General features: G+C 47.6%; 4 protein-coding genes, 3 tRNA genes and 6 rRNA genes. 12 read left to right on the top strand and 1 reads right to left on the bottom strand.

Going from position 1 to position 18,224, the window contains the following annotated elements:
• Nucleotides 1-115 precede the first annotated feature (115 nt).
• From M1D72_RS08425 to M1D72_RS08480, 12 genes are all read left to right on the top strand, one after another.
• Nucleotides 116-1,954, top strand: a complete 1,839-nt coding sequence (locus M1D72_RS08425; RefSeq protein ID WP_456296594.1) for an assimilatory sulfite reductase (NADPH) flavoprotein subunit — start codon at nucleotides 116-118, stop codon at nucleotides 1,952-1,954.
• On the top strand, nucleotides 1,954-3,672 hold the full coding sequence (cysI, locus tag M1D72_RS08430) for an assimilatory sulfite reductase (NADPH) hemoprotein subunit (protein WP_456296595.1): 1,719 nt from the start codon (nucleotides 1,954-1,956) through the stop codon (nucleotides 3,670-3,672). The genes M1D72_RS08425 and cysI overlap by 1 nt, the downstream gene beginning before the upstream one ends.
• Nucleotides 3,665-4,441 (top strand): phosphoadenylyl-sulfate reductase, encoded by a 777-nt coding sequence (locus tag M1D72_RS08435; protein ID WP_456296596.1) that lies wholly within the window; start codon nucleotides 3,665-3,667, stop codon nucleotides 4,439-4,441. The genes cysI and M1D72_RS08435 overlap by 8 nt, the downstream gene beginning before the upstream one ends.
• Nucleotides 4,442-5,029: 588 nt before the next feature.
• Nucleotides 5,030-6,582 (top strand): 16S ribosomal RNA (locus M1D72_RS08440).
• A 361-nt stretch (nucleotides 6,583-6,943) separates the two neighbouring features.
• A 23S ribosomal RNA gene (locus M1D72_RS08445) occupies nucleotides 6,944-9,834 on the top strand.
• Between the two features lie 160 nt (nucleotides 9,835-9,994).
• Nucleotides 9,995-10,111: ribosomal RNA gene (gene rrf, locus M1D72_RS08450) — 5S ribosomal RNA — on the top strand.
• Nucleotides 10,112-10,462: 351 nt separating this feature from the next.
• A 16S ribosomal RNA gene (locus tag M1D72_RS08455) occupies nucleotides 10,463-12,015 on the top strand.
• Nucleotides 12,016-12,082: 67 nt separating this feature from the next.
• Nucleotides 12,083-12,159 (top strand) — tRNA-Ile (locus M1D72_RS08460).
• A gap of 39 nt (nucleotides 12,160-12,198) precedes the next feature.
• Nucleotides 12,199-12,274 (top strand) — tRNA-Ala (locus M1D72_RS08465).
• A 361-nt stretch (nucleotides 12,275-12,635) separates the two neighbouring features.
• A 23S ribosomal RNA gene (locus M1D72_RS08470) occupies nucleotides 12,636-15,526 on the top strand.
• Nucleotides 15,527-15,698: 172 nt separating this feature from the next.
• Nucleotides 15,699-15,814 (top strand): 5S ribosomal RNA (gene rrf / locus M1D72_RS08475).
• Together the 16S, 23S and 5S rRNA genes with 3 tRNA genes alongside form the textbook arrangement of a ribosomal RNA operon.
• 44 nt (nucleotides 15,815-15,858) lie before the next feature.
• Nucleotides 15,859-15,935 (top strand) — tRNA-Asp (locus M1D72_RS08480).
• A gap of 765 nt (nucleotides 15,936-16,700) precedes the next feature.
• Here the strand turns inward: M1D72_RS08480 and M1D72_RS08485 are convergent.
• Nucleotides 16,701-18,038, bottom strand: coding sequence for a cation:proton antiporter (locus M1D72_RS08485; RefSeq protein WP_456296597.1), 1,338 nt, complete (start codon nucleotides 18,036-18,038; stop codon nucleotides 16,701-16,703).
• Between the last annotated feature and the right edge of the window lie 186 nt (nucleotides 18,039-18,224).

Below are 18,224 nucleotides of genomic sequence, written 5' to 3' on the forward strand. Positions count from 1 at the left end.
CACTCTTACCCCGCTTTTTAATTCGAATTGTTATAAAACATTCTCTTCTATTCTTTCTTGTTATTAGTTGAAGTGGTTAATCTATCGTCACGCAATGAAGAGGGATGTCGTGACCATGTCTTCCAACGGAAACACGAAATTACAAGAAATGCCGGTGCTAGCTAGCCCGCTTAATGACCAGCAGCTTAATCAGCTGCAACAAACGGTTTCTCAATTATCGCCACAGCAGCTTGCATGGGTAAGCGGCTATTTTTGGGGGATTAGTCAAGCTCAACCTGCGGGTAGTGCAGTGGCTGGTGCGCAAGCCGTTCCCGCTGCAGCCGCGCAGCCAGCAGGTAAGCTCACCATTATTTATGCTTCTCAAACCGGTAATGCAAAAGGTGTTGCGGAAGCGTTAGAGCAACAAGCTAAATCGTCAGGTATTGACGCGCAGTTGTTTGATGCCAGTGATTACAAAGGTAAGAACTTAGCGAAAGAAACACACGTGATCATCGTTGCATCAACCAATGGTGAAGGGGAAGCCCCTGACAACGCGTTGGAACTTCATGAGTTTCTTCAATCAAAGAAGGCGCCAAAGCTGCCTGAATTGCAATATGGTGTTATTGGCCTTGGTGATTCTAGTTATGAATTTTTCTGCCAAACCGGTAAAGACTTTGATGCATTCTTGGCGAAACAAGGTGCGACGCCATTCATCGATCGTGTTGATTGCGATGTTGATTACGAAGCGGATGTTGAGCAGTGGTCTAAAGCTGCGTTAGAAAAAGTTAAAGATGCGCTTTCTGCAAACAACGCAGAGGTGGTACAGCTGCCTGTTGGCCAAGTCCCTAATGCTCAAGGTGAGCAATATACTAAGCAGAATCCATATACCGCTACACTACTAACCAATCAGAAGATTACTGGTCGCGATTCAGGTAAAGATGTACGCCATATCGAAATTGACCTTGATGGCTCTGGTATTTCTTATCAACCAGGCGACGCGCTAGGAGTCTGGTATGAAAACAGTTCAGAACTTGCCAATCAAATTCTAAACCGTGTTGGTTTGTCGGGAGTGGAAAGCCTTGAGGTTGATGGTGAGAGCATCTCGATTCATAGCGCATTAGTGAGCAAGTATGAAATCACTGCCGCAAACCCACAACTGGTGACTAAATTTGCAGAGCTATCTGGTAGTAAGAAACTACAGAAGCTAGTGGAAGATAAAGACGCGCTCCGTGAGTATGCCGCTAAGACGCAAGTTGTTGATGTACTAAGCGAGAAGAAAACACAGCTTACCGCTGAGCAACTGGTTGGTTTACTTCGTCGTTTGACGCCGCGTTTATACTCAATTGCTTCTTCACAAGCTGAAGTTGAGGACGAAGTGCACTTAACTCTTGCTTTGGTGGAATACCAGCAAGGAGAAGAATCACGTTATGGCGGCGCTTCTAGCTATCTTTCACATCGTGTAGAAGAAGGTGATGAAGTCAAAGTGTTCATCGAGCACAACAATAACTTCAAATTGCCAGCAGATGACAATACGCCAGTGATCATGATTGGCCCAGGTACAGGGATTGCGCCATTCCGCAGCTTTATCCAAGAGCGCGAAAACCGCGATGCCGAAGGTAAAAACTGGTTGTTCTTTGGTGATCGTACCTTTACACAAGATTTCTTATACCAAGTTGAATGGCAAAAATACCTTAAGTCAGGCATTTTGAGTCAACTGGACGTGGCCTTCAGCCGCGATCAAAAAGAAAAAGTGTATGTACAACACCGTATCCTAGAAAACGCAGAACAAGTTTGGCAGTGGATACAAGATGGGGCATATATCTACGTATGTGGTGATGCGACTCATATGGCAAAAGACGTACATGAAGCATTGATTGAAGTGGCAGTAAACCATGGCAATCTCGCTCGTGAAGACGCAGAAGAATTTATTAACAACCTACGTAAAGAAAAACGTTATCAAAGGGATGTGTACTAATGAGTGAACAGCAAGAAGTATTAGGTCAAGAGCTCGGTCCACTTTCGGATAACGAACGCCTAAAGAAAGAAAGCAATTTTTTGCGTGGTACGATCGAGCAAGATCTGCAAGATCGCATTACTGGCGGCTTTACAGCAGATAACTTCCAGTTGATCCGTTTCCACGGTATGTATCAACAAGATGACCGTGATATTCGAGCCGAGCGTACAAAACAGAAACTGGAACCGCTGCATAACGTGATGTTACGTGCACGTATGCCAGGCGGAATCATTAATCCAGAACAATGGTTAGCGATTGATAAGTTTGCAACCGAACATTCTCTATATGGCAGTATTCGCCTGACCACACGTCAAACTTTCCAGTTTCACGGTGTGTTAAAGCCGGATGTGAAGTTGATGCACCAAACGCTAAACAGCATTGGGATTGATTCTATCGCGACAGCTGGTGACGTTAACCGTAATGTTTTATGTACTTCAAATCCTGTTGAGTCTGAATTGCACCAAGAGGCTTACGAGTGGGCGACTAAAATCAGTGAGCACTTGCTCCCTAAAACTCGAGCTTATGCCGAAATTTGGCTTGATGGCGAAAAAGTCGAAACCACAGACGAAGAACCGATTCTAGGTAGTACGTATCTACCTCGTAAGTTTAAAACCACAGTTGTGATTCCGCCGCACAATGATATTGATGTGCATGCGAACGATCTCAACTTCGTCGCGATTGCAGATAACGGTAAGCTGGTGGGCTTTAACGTGTTAGTCGGTGGTGGTCTTGCAATGACACACGGTGACACTTCGACTTACCCACGTCGCGCTGATGATTTTGGTTTTATTCCATTGGATAAAACACTGGATATCGCAGCGGCGGTCGTTACAACTCAACGTGATTGGGGTAACCGTTCAAACCGTAAAAATGCCAAAACCAAGTATACGCTTGACCGTGTCGGTATTGATGTCTTTAAAGCTGAAGTCGAAAAGCGTGCGGGCATTGCGTTTGAAGCCTCTCGCCCTTATGAGTTCACTAGCCGTGGTGACCGTATCGGTTGGGTAGAAGGTATTGATGGTAAGCATCATCTGGCTTTATTCATCGAAAATGGACGCCTACTCGATTATCCAGGTAAACCCCTAAAAACAGGTGTTGCGGAAATAGCGAAAATTCACCAAGGGGATTTTCGCATGACGGCAAACCAGAACTTAATTGTGGCGGGTGTGCCTGCTGAGCAAAAACAAGCGATTGAAAAAATCGCACGTGACCATGGTCTGATGGACGATGGTGTGAGCGAGCAGCGTAAAAACTCAATGGCGTGTGTGGCGTTCCCAACGTGTCCTCTTGCCATGGCGGAAGCTGAACGTTTTCTGCCGCAATTTGTTACTGATGTAGAACAAATCTTAGAGAAACATGACCTGCCAAAAGAAGAGAACATTATTCTTCGTGTCACAGGGTGTCCTAACGGGTGTGGCCGTGCCATGTTGGCCGAAATTGGTCTCGTGGGTAAAGCGCCAGGGCGTTACAACCTTCATCTAGGAGGTAACCGAGCTGGAACGCGCGTGCCAAAAATGTACAAAGAGAACATCACTGATGCTCAGATCTTAGAAGAGATCGATCAATTGGTTGGACGCTGGGCGACAGAACGTCAACCAGGCGAAGCGTTTGGTGATTTCACTATCAGAACAGGGATCATTGAAGAAGTCGTGATCTCTAGAAGGGATTTCCATGCATAATTCTGTAGCTGTAAAACCTCAGCTTCAAGAGTTGCTTTCAATGACCAAGACGGAGCAAATCCTCCGTCTTGCGGAAATAAACTCTGAGCTTGAGAAGATGACAGCCCATGAGCGTGTCGAATGGGCTGTAGAAAACTTGCAAGGCGAACATGCGGTTTCAAGTAGTTTTGGAATTCAAGCCGCTGTTATGCTTCATTTGGTCACGCAAGTGAAACCTGACACGCCAGTGATTTTGACAGATACTGGATATCTGTTTCCTGAAACCTATCGCTTCATTGATGAGTTGACTGAAAAACTCAACCTGAATCTTAAAATTTATCGTGCTGAGCAGAGCGCTAACTGGCAAGAAGCTCGTTACGGTAAATTATGGGAGCAAGGTATAGAAGGTATCGAGAAGTACAACAAACTTAATAAAGTTGAACCAATGCGTCGTGCATTGAAAGAGTTAGATGTGCATACGTGGTTCTCCGGATTACGCCGCGAGCAGTCGAAGTCGCGTCAAAACCTACCTGTACTCTCGATTCAAAATGGCGTGTTTAAGTTTTTGCCAGTGATCGATTGGACCAATAAAGATGTGCACTACTATTTAGAAGAGTACGGGTTGTCTTATCATCCACTCTGGGATCAAGGTTACCTATCTGTTGGTGATACCCACACAACGAAGAAGTGGGAACCGGGTATGTCAGAAGAAGAAACACGCTTCTTTGGATTAAAACGGGAATGTGGTCTTCATGAAGATGATGGAGAACAGGATGGATCTGGAATCTAATTCAATTTGGATCCTCTCTATTTAAGACAAAAGGTCGCGAATTTATGCGACCTTTTCTATTTTTATGCCTTTCTGTGGGTAAGTCTGTGTATATCTTGTTGTGAAGTTTTGGGTAAAGTTGGATAAATAAGGCTTTGTGCGCTTATTGTTCACTTAACCTCTATTTTTGCAATTTTTCTAAAATAACACTTGCTAATGTGAAGCCGATCTCTATAATGCCTCCTCGTCGACAGGGCAAGGGCTCACAAGAGTTCAAAGCCAGTTAGACAGGCTAAAGAGAAATAAAATAATCCAATTGCTTTTCTTTTGAAAAATGAAAAATAAAAGCAAAAAGTGTTTGACACCACGGATTAACTCGCTAGAATAGCCGCCTCTTCCAAAGTGACTTCGGTCACAAAAGAAGAGAAGCTCTTTAACAATATAAACCTATCAATCTGTGTGGGCACTCGTTGATGATAATCAAAGATGATTCTAAAGAATCAACTGAGGTTTCAATGAACTGAGTGACCAATCAAGACTTCGGTCTTGGCACAGTCAATTCAACATTACTATGTAATGTAATCAGTATTCATTGAGCCAAAAAACTTTAAATTGAAGAGTTTGATCATGGCTCAGATTGAACGCTGGCGGCAGGCCTAACACATGCAAGTCGAGCGGCAGCGACATAAACAAACCTTCGGGGGCGTTTGTGGGCGGCGAGCGGCGGACGGGTGAGTAATGCCTGGGAAATTGCCCTGATGTGGGGGATAACCATTGGAAACGATGGCTAATACCGCATGATAGCTTCGGCTCAAAGAGGGGGACCTTCGGGCCCCTCGCGTCAGGATATGCCCAGGTGGGATTAGCTAGTTGGTGAGGTAAGGGCTCACCAAGGCAACGATCCCTAGCTGGTCTGAGAGGATGATCAGCCACACTGGGACTGAGACACGGCCCAGACTCCTACGGGAGGCAGCAGTGGGGAATATTGCACAATGGGCGCAAGCCTGATGCAGCCATGCCGCGTGTGTGAAGAAGGCCTTCGGGTTGTAAAGCACTTTCAGCAGTGAGGAAGGCAATGTATTTAATAGATGCATTGCTTGACGTTAGCTGCAGAAGAAGCACCGGCTAACTCCGTGCCAGCAGCCGCGGTAATACGGAGGGTGCGAGCGTTAATCGGAATTACTGGGCGTAAAGCGCATGCAGGTGGTTTGTTAAGTCAGATGTGAAAGCCCGGGGCTCAACCTCGGAATAGCATTTGAAACTGGCAGGCTAGAGTACTGTAGAGGGGGGTAGAATTTCAGGTGTAGCGGTGAAATGCGTAGAGATCTGAAGGAATACCGGTGGCGAAGGCGGCCCCCTGGACAGATACTGACACTCAGATGCGAAAGCGTGGGGAGCAAACAGGATTAGATACCCTGGTAGTCCACGCCGTAAACGATGTCTACTTGGAGGTTGTTCCCTTGAGGAGTGGCTTTCGGAGCTAACGCGTTAAGTAGACCGCCTGGGGAGTACGGTCGCAAGATTAAAACTCAAATGAATTGACGGGGGCCCGCACAAGCGGTGGAGCATGTGGTTTAATTCGATGCAACGCGAAGAACCTTACCTACTCTTGACATCCAGAGAACTTGGCAGAGATGCCTTGGTGCCTTCGGGAGCTCTGAGACAGGTGCTGCATGGCTGTCGTCAGCTCGTGTTGTGAAATGTTGGGTTAAGTCCCGCAACGAGCGCAACCCTTATCCTTGTTTGCCAGCGAGTCATGTCGGGAACTCCAGGGAGACTGCCGGTGATAAACCGGAGGAAGGTGGGGACGACGTCAAGTCATCATGGCCCTTACGAGTAGGGCTACACACGTGCTACAATGGCGCATACAGAGGGCGGCCAACTTGCGAGAGTGAGCGAATCCCAAAAAGTGCGTCGTAGTCCGGATTGGAGTCTGCAACTCGACTCCATGAAGTCGGAATCGCTAGTAATCGTGGATCAGAATGCCACGGTGAATACGTTCCCGGGCCTTGTACACACCGCCCGTCACACCATGGGAGTGGGCTGCAAAAGAAGTAGGTAGTTTAACCTTCGGGGGAACGCTTACCACTTTGTGGTTCATGACTGGGGTGAAGTCGTAACAAGGTAGCGCTAGGGGAACCTGGCGCTGGATCACCTCCTTAATACGAAGATTATTGCGATGAGTGTTCACACAGATTGATGGTTTTGAAGCATACGCTTCGAGCTATGATTGCTCTTTAACAATTTGGAAAGCTGACGAATAACAACAATCCCCTTATCTTTTGATAAGCGTTGTTATTCAAATAAAAGTTCTCAAATCCTATTCTCTATGAGAGTAGGTACCAAAATACACATTCAAGTGTTCTTGGGAACAACATTTATGTTGTTCATATTTGAGTCCGGCAAAATCGAATGTCTCTCGCTCATTCAAATAATGAGAGACACAAACCTTGGTTGCTTATTTGTCTTCACTTTAAAAAGTGAAATCAAATGGGCCATACGCAAGACCCTTTGGGGTTGTATGGTTAAGTGACTAAGCGTACACGGTGGATGCCTTGGCAGTCAGAGGCGATGAAGGACGTACTAACTTGCGATAAGCGTAGATGAGGCAGTAAGAGCCACTTGAGTCTACGATTTCCGAATGGGGAAACCCAAGTGCATAAGCACTTATCTTGCAGTGAATACATAGCTGTAAGAGGCGAACTCGGGGAACTGAAACATCTAAGTACCCGAAGGAAAAGAAATCAACCGAGATTCCGACAGTAGCGGCGAGCGAAATCGGATTAGCCCTTAAGCTTTTAATGATGCAGGTGAACAAGCTGGAAAGCTTGGCAATAAAGGGTGATAGCCCCGTAGCCGCTCCATCATTTTAAGTGAAAACGAGTAAGGCGGGACACGTGATATCCTGTTTGAAGATGGGGGGACCATCCTCCAAGGCTAAATACTCCTGACTGACCGATAGTGAACCAGTACCGTGAGGGAAAGGCGAAAAGAACCCCTGTGAGGGGAGTGAAATAGAACCTGAAACCGTGTACGTACAAGCAGTAGGAGCACCTTCGTGGTGTGACTGCGTACCTTTTGTATAATGGGTCAGCGACTTATATTCAGTGGCAAGGTTAACCGTATAGGGGAGCCGTAGGGAAACCGAGTCTTAACTGGGCGATTTAGTCTCTGGATATAGACCCGAAACCGAGTGATCTAGCCATGGGCAGGTTGAAGATTGAGTAACATCAATTGGAGGACCGAACCGACTAATGTTGAAAAATTAGCGGATGACTTGTGGCTAGGGGTGAAAGGCCAATCAAACTCGGAGATAGCTGGTTCTCCCCGAAAGCTATTTAGGTAGCGCCTCGGACGAATACTACTGGGGGTAGAGCACTGTTAAGGCTAGGGGGTCATCCCGACTTACCAACCCTTTGCAAACTCCGAATACCAGTAAGTACTATCCGGGAGACACACGGCGGGTGCTAACGTCCGTCGTGGAGAGGGAAACAACCCAGACCGCCAGCTAAGGTCCCAAATTATTGCTAAGTGGGAAACGATGTGGGAAGGCTTAGACAGCTAGGATGTTGGCTTAGAAGCAGCCATCATTTAAAGAAAGCGTAATAGCTCACTAGTCGAGTCGGCCTGCGCGGAAGATGTAACGGGGCTAAGCAATAAACCGAAGCTGCGGCAATGCGATTTATCGTATTGGGTAGGGGAGCGTTCTGTAAGCGGTTGAAGGTGTGTGGTAACGCATGCTGGACGTATCAGAAGTGCGAATGCTGACATGAGTAACGATAAAGGGGGTGAAAAACCTCCTCGCCGGAAGACCAAGGGTTCCTGTCCAACGTTAATCGGGGCAGGGTAAGTCGACCCCTAAGGCGAGGCCGAAAGGCGTAGTCGATGGGAAACGGGTTAATATTCCCGTACTTCTTACAATTGCGATGGGGGGACGGAGAAGGCTAGGTGGGCCTGGCGACGGTTGTCCAGGTTCAAGTGCGTAGGCTTAAGAGTTAGGTAAATCCGGCTCTTTCTAAGGTCGAGACACGATGTCGAGCCACTACGGTGGTGAAGTCATTGATGCCATGCTTCCAGGAAAAGCCTCTAAGCTTCAGATTGTAAGGAATCGTACCCCAAACCGACACAGGTGGTCGGGTAGAGAATACCAAGGCGCTTGAGAGAACTCGGGTGAAGGAACTAGGCAAAATGGTACCGTAACTTCGGGAGAAGGTACGCTTCTGACGGTGAAGTCTCTTGCGGATGGAGCTATCGGAAGTCGCAGATACCAGGTGGCTGCAACTGTTTATTAAAAACACAGCACTGTGCAAAATCGTAAGATGACGTATACGGTGTGACGCCTGCCCGGTGCCGGAAGGTTAATTGATGGGGTTAGACTTCGGTCGACGCTCTTGATCGAAGCCCCGGTAAACGGCGGCCGTAACTATAACGGTCCTAAGGTAGCGAAATTCCTTGTCGGGTAAGTTCCGACCTGCACGAATGGCGTAATGATGGCCACGCTGTCTCCACCCGAGACTCAGTGAAATTGAAATCGCTGTGAAGATGCAGTGTACCCGCGGCTAGACGGAAAGACCCCGTGAACCTTTACTACAGCTTGGCACTGAACATTGAGCCTACATGTGTAGGATAGGTGGGAGGCTTTGAAGTAATCACGCCAGTGGTTATGGAGCCATCCTTGAAATACCACCCTTGTATGTTTGATGTTCTAACTTGGTCCCCTAATCGGGGATGAGGACAGTGCCTGGTGGGTAGTTTGACTGGGGCGGTCTCCTCCCAAAGAGTAACGGAGGAGCACGAAGGTGGGCTAATCACGGTTGGACATCGTGAGGTTAGTGCAATGGCATAAGCCCGCTTGACTGCGAGAATGACAATTCGAGCAGGTGCGAAAGCAGGTCATAGTGATCCGGTGGTTCTGAATGGAAGGGCCATCGCTCAACGGATAAAAGGTACTCCGGGGATAACAGGCTGATACCGCCCAAGAGTTCATATCGACGGCGGTGTTTGGCACCTCGATGTCGGCTCATCACATCCTGGGGCTGAAGTCGGTCCCAAGGGTATGGCTGTTCGCCATTTAAAGTGGTACGCGAGCTGGGTTTAGAACGTCGTGAGACAGTTCGGTCCCTATCTGCCGTGGGCGTTGGAGAATTGAAAGGGGCTGCTCCTAGTACGAGAGGACCGGAGTGGACGAACCTCTGGTGTTCGGGTTGTGTCGCCAGACGCATTGCCCGGTAGCTAAGTTCGGAATTGATAACCGCTGAAAGCATCTAAGCGGGAAGCAAGCCTTGAGATGAGTTCTCCCTGGCGCTTTAAGCGTCCTAAAGGGTTGTCGTAGACTACGACGTTGATAGGCAGGGTGTGTAAGCGTTGTGAGGCGTTGAGCTAACCTGTACTAATTGCCCGTGAGGCTTAACCATACAACACCCAAGGGGTTTTGTGGGCTCAAAGCAAGAACAGAATTGAATGTGTAAGAAACAGAACGAAACCAGCTTTCCAAACTTTTTGTTTTCACTTTTTAGAAAAAGTGAAAGTAAAACAGATAAACTTGCTTGAATGAGCGGGTTTAAAAAGAATTTGCTTGGCGACCATAGCGATTTGGACCCACCTGATTTCCATGCCGAACTCAGAAGTGAAACGAATTAGCGCCGATGGTAGTGTGGGGCTTCCCCATGTGAGAGTAGGACATCGCCAGGCTCCTATTTATTTTCACTTTTTTAAAAAAGTGAAGACAAAAGGTTCGACTTTGTCTACTTGTTAGGCAAGTCACCATAAAACTTTCGAAAGCGTAGAGTTTTATGTTGACTTAGAAAGTCAGTCGCGTATTATACGCGTCCTGCCTAAGTGCTAAGGCACTGAAAGCAAAGCTCTTTAACAATATAAACCTATCAATCTGTGTGGGCACTCGTTGATGATAATCAAAGATGATTCTAAAGAATCAACTGAGGTTTCAATGAACTGAGTGACCAATCAAGACTTCGGTCTTGGCACAGTCAATTCAACATTACTATGTAATGTAATCAGTATTCATTGAGCCACAAAAACTTTAAATTGAAGAGTTTGATCATGGCTCAGATTGAACGCTGGCGGCAGGCCTAACACATGCAAGTCGAGCGGCAGCGACATAAACAAACCTTCGGGGGCGTTTGTGGGCGGCGAGCGGCGGACGGGTGAGTAATGCCTGGGAAATTGCCCTGATGTGGGGGATAACCATTGGAAACGATGGCTAATACCGCATGATAGCTTCGGCTCAAAGAGGGGGACCTTCGGGCCCCTCGCGTCAGGATATGCCCAGGTGGGATTAGCTAGTTGGTGAGGTAAGGGCTCACCAAGGCAACGATCCCTAGCTGGTCTGAGAGGATGATCAGCCACACTGGGACTGAGACACGGCCCAGACTCCTACGGGAGGCAGCAGTGGGGAATATTGCACAATGGGCGCAAGCCTGATGCAGCCATGCCGCGTGTGTGAAGAAGGCCTTCGGGTTGTAAAGCACTTTCAGCAGTGAGGAAGGCAATGTATTTAATAGATGCATTGCTTGACGTTAGCTGCAGAAGAAGCACCGGCTAACTCCGTGCCAGCAGCCGCGGTAATACGGAGGGTGCGAGCGTTAATCGGAATTACTGGGCGTAAAGCGCATGCAGGTGGTTTGTTAAGTCAGATGTGAAAGCCCGGGGCTCAACCTCGGAATAGCATTTGAAACTGGCAGGCTAGAGTACTGTAGAGGGGGGTAGAATTTCAGGTGTAGCGGTGAAATGCGTAGAGATCTGAAGGAATACCGGTGGCGAAGGCGGCCCCCTGGACAGATACTGACACTCAGATGCGAAAGCGTGGGGAGCAAACAGGATTAGATACCCTGGTAGTCCACGCCGTAAACGATGTCTACTTGGAGGTTGTTCCCTTGAGGAGTGGCTTTCGGAGCTAACGCGTTAAGTAGACCGCCTGGGGAGTACGGTCGCAAGATTAAAACTCAAATGAATTGACGGGGGCCCGCACAAGCGGTGGAGCATGTGGTTTAATTCGATGCAACGCGAAGAACCTTACCTACTCTTGACATCCAGAGAACTTGGCAGAGATGCCTTGGTGCCTTCGGGAGCTCTGAGACAGGTGCTGCATGGCTGTCGTCAGCTCGTGTTGTGAAATGTTGGGTTAAGTCCCGCAACGAGCGCAACCCTTATCCTTGTTTGCCAGCGAGTCATGTCGGGAACTCCAGGGAGACTGCCGGTGATAAACCGGAGGAAGGTGGGGACGACGTCAAGTCATCATGGCCCTTACGAGTAGGGCTACACACGTGCTACAATGGCGCATACAGAGGGCGGCCAACTTGCGAGAGTGAGCGAATCCCAAAAAGTGCGTCGTAGTCCGGATTGGAGTCTGCAACTCGACTCCATGAAGTCGGAATCGCTAGTAATCGTGGATCAGAATGCCACGGTGAATACGTTCCCGGGCCTTGTACACACCGCCCGTCACACCATGGGAGTGGGCTGCAAAAGAAGTAGGTAGTTTAACCTTCGGGGGAACGCTTACCACTTTGTGGTTCATGACTGGGGTGAAGTCGTAACAAGGTAGCGCTAGGGGAACCTGGCGCTGGATCACCTCCTTAATACGAAGATTATTGCGATGAGTGTTCACACAGATTGATACGGTTTAAACGTTAAGAGTTTAATGTTGGGTCTGTAGCTCAGCTGGTTAGAGCGCTCGCCTGATAAGCGGGAGGTCGGTGGTTCAAGTCCACTCAGACCCACCAATTCTTTGCCGATAAGGGTTGGCTTCAACATTAAGTTTTGGGGCTATAGCTCAGCTGGGAGAGCGCCTGCCTTGCACGCAGGAGGTCTGCGGTTCGATCCCGCATAGCTCCACCATTCTCTTAACGAGAAAAGCATCATCAAAATGTTCGTTGTTGGAATATTTGAATGATGTTTTTTAACATCTGCTCTTTAACAATTTGGAAAGCTGACGAATAACAACAATCCCCTTATCTTTTGATAAGCGTTGTTATTCAAATAAAAGTTCTCAAATCCTATTCTCTATGAGAGTAGGTACCAAAATACACATTCAAGTGTTCTTGGGAACAACATTTATGTTGTTCATATTTGAGTCCGGCAAAATCGAATGTCTCTCGCTCATTCAAATAATGAGAGACACAAACCTTGGTTGCTTATTTGTCTTCACTTTAAAAAGTGAAATCAAATGGGCCATACGCAAGACCCTTTGGGGTTGTATGGTTAAGTGACTAAGCGTACACGGTGGATGCCTTGGCAGTCAGAGGCGATGAAGGACGTACTAACTTGCGATAAGCGTAGATGAGGCAGTAAGAGCCACTTGAGTCTACGATTTCCGAATGGGGAAACCCAAGTGCATAAGCACTTATCTTGCAGTGAATACATAGCTGTAAGAGGCGAACTCGGGGAACTGAAACATCTAAGTACCCGAAGGAAAAGAAATCAACCGAGATTCCGACAGTAGCGGCGAGCGAAATCGGATTAGCCCTTAAGCTTTTAATGATGCAGGTGAACAAGCTGGAAAGCTTGGCAATAAAGGGTGATAGCCCCGTAGCCGCTCCATCATTTTAAGTGAAAACGAGTAAGGCGGGACACGTGATATCCTGTTTGAAGATGGGGGGACCATCCTCCAAGGCTAAATACTCCTGACTGACCGATAGTGAACCAGTACCGTGAGGGAAAGGCGAAAAGAACCCCTGTGAGGGGAGTGAAATAGAACCTGAAACCGTGTACGTACAAGCAGTAGGAGCACCTTCGTGGTGTGACTGCGTACCTTTTGTATAATGGGTCAGCGACTTATATTCAGTGGCAAGGTTAACCGTATAGGGGAGCCGTAGGGAAACCGAGTCTTAACTGGGCGATTTAGTCTCTGGATATAGACCCGAAACCGAGTGATCTAGCCATGGGCAGGTTGAAGATTGAGTAACATCAATTGGAGGACCGAACCGACTAATGTTGAAAAATTAGCGGATGACTTGTGGCTAGGGGTGAAAGGCCAATCAAACTCGGAGATAGCTGGTTCTCCCCGAAAGCTATTTAGGTAGCGCCTCGGACGAATACTACTGGGGGTAGAGCACTGTTAAGGCTAGGGGGTCATCCCGACTTACCAACCCTTTGCAAACTCCGAATACCAGTAAGTACTATCCGGGAGACACACGGCGGGTGCTAACGTCCGTCGTGGAGAGGGAAACAACCCAGACCGCCAGCTAAGGTCCCAAATTATTGCTAAGTGGGAAACGATGTGGGAAGGCTTAGACAGCTAGGATGTTGGCTTAGAAGCAGCCATCATTTAAAGAAAGCGTAATAGCTCACTAGTCGAGTCGGCCTGCGCGGAAGATGTAACGGGGCTAAGCAATAAACCGAAGCTGCGGCAATGCGATTTATCGTATTGGGTAGGGGAGCGTTCTGTAAGCGGTTGAAGGTGTGTGGTAACGCATGCTGGACGTATCAGAAGTGCGAATGCTGACATGAGTAACGATAAAGGGGGTGAAAAACCTCCTCGCCGGAAGACCAAGGGTTCCTGTCCAACGTTAATCGGGGCAGGGTAAGTCGACCCCTAAGGCGAGGCCGAAAGGCGTAGTCGATGGGAAACGGGTTAATATTCCCGTACTTCTTACAATTGCGATGGGGGGACGGAGAAGGCTAGGTGGGCCTGGCGACGGTTGTCCAGGTTCAAGTGCGTAGGCTTAAGAGTTAGGTAAATCCGGCTCTTTTTAAGGTCGAGACACGACGTCGAGCCACTACGGTGGTGAAGTCATTGATGCCATGCTTCCAGGAAAAGCCTCTAAGCTTCAGATTGTAAGGAATCGTACCCCAAACCGACACAGGTGGTCGGGTAGAGAATACCAAGGCGCTTGAGAGAACTCGGGTGAAGGAACTAGGCAAAATGGTACCGTAACTTCGGGAGAAGGTACGCTTCTGACGGTGAAGTCTCTTGCGGATGGAGCTATCGGAAGTCGCAGATACCAGGTGGCTGCAACTGTTTATTAAAAACACAGCACTGTGCAAAATCGTAAGATGACGTATACGGTGTGACGCCTGCCCGGTGCCGGAAGGTTAATTGATGGGGTTAGACTTCGGTCGACGCTCTTGATCGAAGCCCCGGTAAACGGCGGCCGTAACTATAACGGTCCTAAGGTAGCGAAATTCCTTGTCGGGTAAGTTCCGACCTGCACGAATGGCGTAATGATGGCCACGCTGTCTCCACCCGAGACTCAGTGAAATTGAAATCGCTGTGAAGATGCAGTGTACCCGCGGCTAGACGGAAAGACCCCGTGAACCTTTACTACAGCTTGGCACTGAACATTGAGCCTACATGTGTAGGATAGGTGGGAGGCTTTGAAGTAATCACGCCAGTGGTTATGGAGCCATCCTTGAAATACCACCCTTGTATGTTTGATGTTCTAACTTGGTCCCCTAATCGGGGATGAGGACAGTGCCTGGTGGGTAGTTTGACTGGGGCGGTCTCCTCCCAAAGAGTAACGGAGGAGCACGAAGGTGGGCTAATCACGGTTGGACATCGTGAGGTTAGTGCAATGGCATAAGCCCGCTTGACTGCGAGAATGACAATTCGAGCAGGTGCGAAAGCAGGTCATAGTGATCCGGTGGTTCTGAATGGAAGGGCCATCGCTCAACGGATAAAAGGTACTCCGGGGATAACAGGCTGATACCGCCCAAGAGTTCATATCGACGGCGGTGTTTGGCACCTCGATGTCGGCTCATCACATCCTGGGGCTGAAGTCGGTCCCAAGGGTATGGCTGTTCGCCATTTAAAGTGGTACGCGAGCTGGGTTTAGAACGTCGTGAGACAGTTCGGTCCCTATCTGCCGTGGGCGTTGGAGAATTGAAAGGGGCTGCTCCTAGTACGAGAGGACCGGAGTGGACGAACCTCTGGTGTTCGGGTTGTGTCGCCAGACGCATTGCCCGGTAGCTAAGTTCGGAATTGATAACCGCTGAAAGCATCTAAGCGGGAAGCAAGCCTTGAGATGAGTTCTCCCTGGCGCTTTAAGCGTCCTAAAGGGTTGTCGTAGACTACGACGTTGATAGGCAGGGTGTGTAAGCGTTGTGAGGCGTTGAGCTAACCTGTACTAATTGCCCGTGAGGCTTAACCATACAACACCCAAGGGGTTTTGTGGGCTCAAAGCAAGAACAGAATTGAATGTGTAAGAAACAGAACGAAAAACAGCTTTCCAGATTTAGGAATTGAATTTATTAACTACATCCATGTAGTTAACCCTTCGGGCCGCACTAAAGTGCGTTAAATTTTGTTCCAGACAAAATTTTGCTTGGCGACCATAGCGATTTGGACCCACCTGATTCCATGCCGAACTCAGAAGTGAAACGAATTAGCGCCGATGGTAGTGTGGGGTTTCCCCATGTGAGAGTAGGACATCGCCAGGCTTTAAATTTAGTGAACTTGCTTTATTAAGCAGGTATACCACTGCGGAGTGGTAGTTCAGTTGGTTAGAATACCGGCCTGTCACGCCGGGGGTCGCGGGTTCGAGTCCCGTCCACTCCGCCACTTATACTGAGCCTCGTCAGAAATGACGGGGCTTTTTTACGTCTGGAGAAAGGTGAGTAATGCAGAAGCGGTCTTTCCGTGGGTTCGCTTATTGACCTTGAAAGAAAAGCGGCCTGTCACACTGCCTAAGGTATTTATGGGTTCGAGTCCCGCTGGAGTGCCAGTCCAACCGCTCCGCCACTTATATTAAGCCTCGTCAGAAATGACGGGGCTTTTTTACGTCTAAAGAAAAGGGAACAGTGCTGAGCGGTTGTTGACTAGGTTCTTTGACTTGCCTTGAGAGAAAGGCGGCCTGTTAGCTGACACTCACCTTTTTATTGCTGCTTATACGGCATCCAACCCTTCTATACATCCTAACTTCCTTGGTTATACTTTCCCTATCAAAAGGCTATCCCCCTTTGCGCTTGGTGAAAAGTCACTGAAAGAATAGAAGGCAGTACAGACTCGTTGATCTTGCAACAAATAGGCATGAGCCTTGAAACTAACGGGACCGTCAGCGTGTTTGCACCGTAGTTTTTATTATCTGTACGTATCAATGTTGTGTTTGGTTTGGCGTTACACCGCGGCGTATTTGCAGGATATCAGTAGTTGGCTGTTGGCGTGAAATGAAATAGGCATCAGTAGCGATTAAGCGATTTAATCACTTATGTTTTGATTCTACTGATAGTTAGTTTTGTTTTCTCGCTTGTTCAGGGTTTCGTTCATCTAAATACTGGCGATAAAAAAGCCGGCTATCTTGCCGGCTTTAAAGGTTAATGAGTCACATCAACTTTCTATTTTTTGGGTATTTGACTCACTCGATTCTGATTTGGGTTCTGCGCTTAATTCCATGTCACGCTCGGCTTTTTTTGCTTTTTCTATCATCGGAGTGATGGTTGAGCCTTGAATTAGGATAGAGAATACAACGACCGCATAAGTCATAACCAGAATGATTTCTTTCACATCAATTAACTTGTCAGGTACGACCCAAATTCCTGATGGAATAGATAGCGCCATCGCCAGCGCTAGGCCTCCACGTAATCCCCCCCAAGTAAGAATACGCACTGACCAAGGATTGTATTTACGATAGCGTTTGAATCCTAGGTAGGCCAAGAGAACACTCATATAACGAGCAGCGAGAACGAGAGGAATCGCTATGGCCATCATAATCCAGTCTTCTTTATGGAATTCAAACAGTAGCATCGACATACCGATAAGTAGAAACAAGACACCGTTAAGGAACTCATCAACCAATTCCCAGAAGTGATCTAAGTGATCTTCACTTTCTTTAGAGAAGCCAATAAATCGAGTCCAGTTACCAATCATGATGCCAGATACCACCATGGCTAACGGGCCAGAGACATGCAGAACTTCAGCAAATGCATAACCTGCTGTGGGTACGCCGATAGTGAGTAGTAATTCCATTGAGTGGTCGTTGGTGGCGCTAATCAAATAGTGGAAGATCAAGCCAAGAACAAACCCATAGGCAATTCCGCCAAGTGCTTCTCTTGCAAACAGTTCGGTTACACTACCTATAGTCGGAGCTTCGTGACCAAATGCGATGGTAAATAGAGTGACGAAAATAACTAAACCAAAACCATCATTGAATAGCGATTCTCCCTCTATTTGAGTCGAGATTCGGCGTGGCGCATTCAGTTTTTTAACAATAGCGAGAACGGCTATTGGGTCAGTAGGAGAAATGAGTGCGCCGAAAAGTAAGCAGTAAACGAGATCAAATTGAATGTGAAGAAGAAGGGTAATCCCGTAGAGAACGAAGCCGATAAAGAAGGTTGAAAATAGTGTGGCGCCCAGAGCAAGTAAAGTGATTTCCCATTTTTGGTCTTTCAAGTTGGGCAATTTGATGCCTAACCCACCCGCAAACAATAGAAAGCCGAGGATACCTTTGAGTAGGAAGTCTTCAAAATTAATTGCAGCAACCGTTCTGGTTGCTATCTCGGTCAAGTGAAACCAATTGTTTTGACCTGCAACGAGTATCAGTAATGATAACATCATTGAGCCTGCGGTGATGGCTATGGTGGTTTGCATCTTGCCTATCTTGCTGTTTACAAAGGCAATTAGCATTGCTGCTGCAGATAAAAAACAGAGTGTGTAATAGACTGACATATAACTCACTAACTGTAACAAAATATAAACAACGATTGTCTTCGCTACTTGTTTAAATGGCAAACATTTTTTTGATTAATTCTTATATCAATAAGGGACAAAAATTGTGCAATAAAGTCTATTTAGACGTCTAGACTCCTGAAGAGGGTGTGGTAGGATTGGGCAATAATAAAAGGAACGAGGCTG

The organism is Vibrio sp. AK197 (assembly GCF_053903115.1).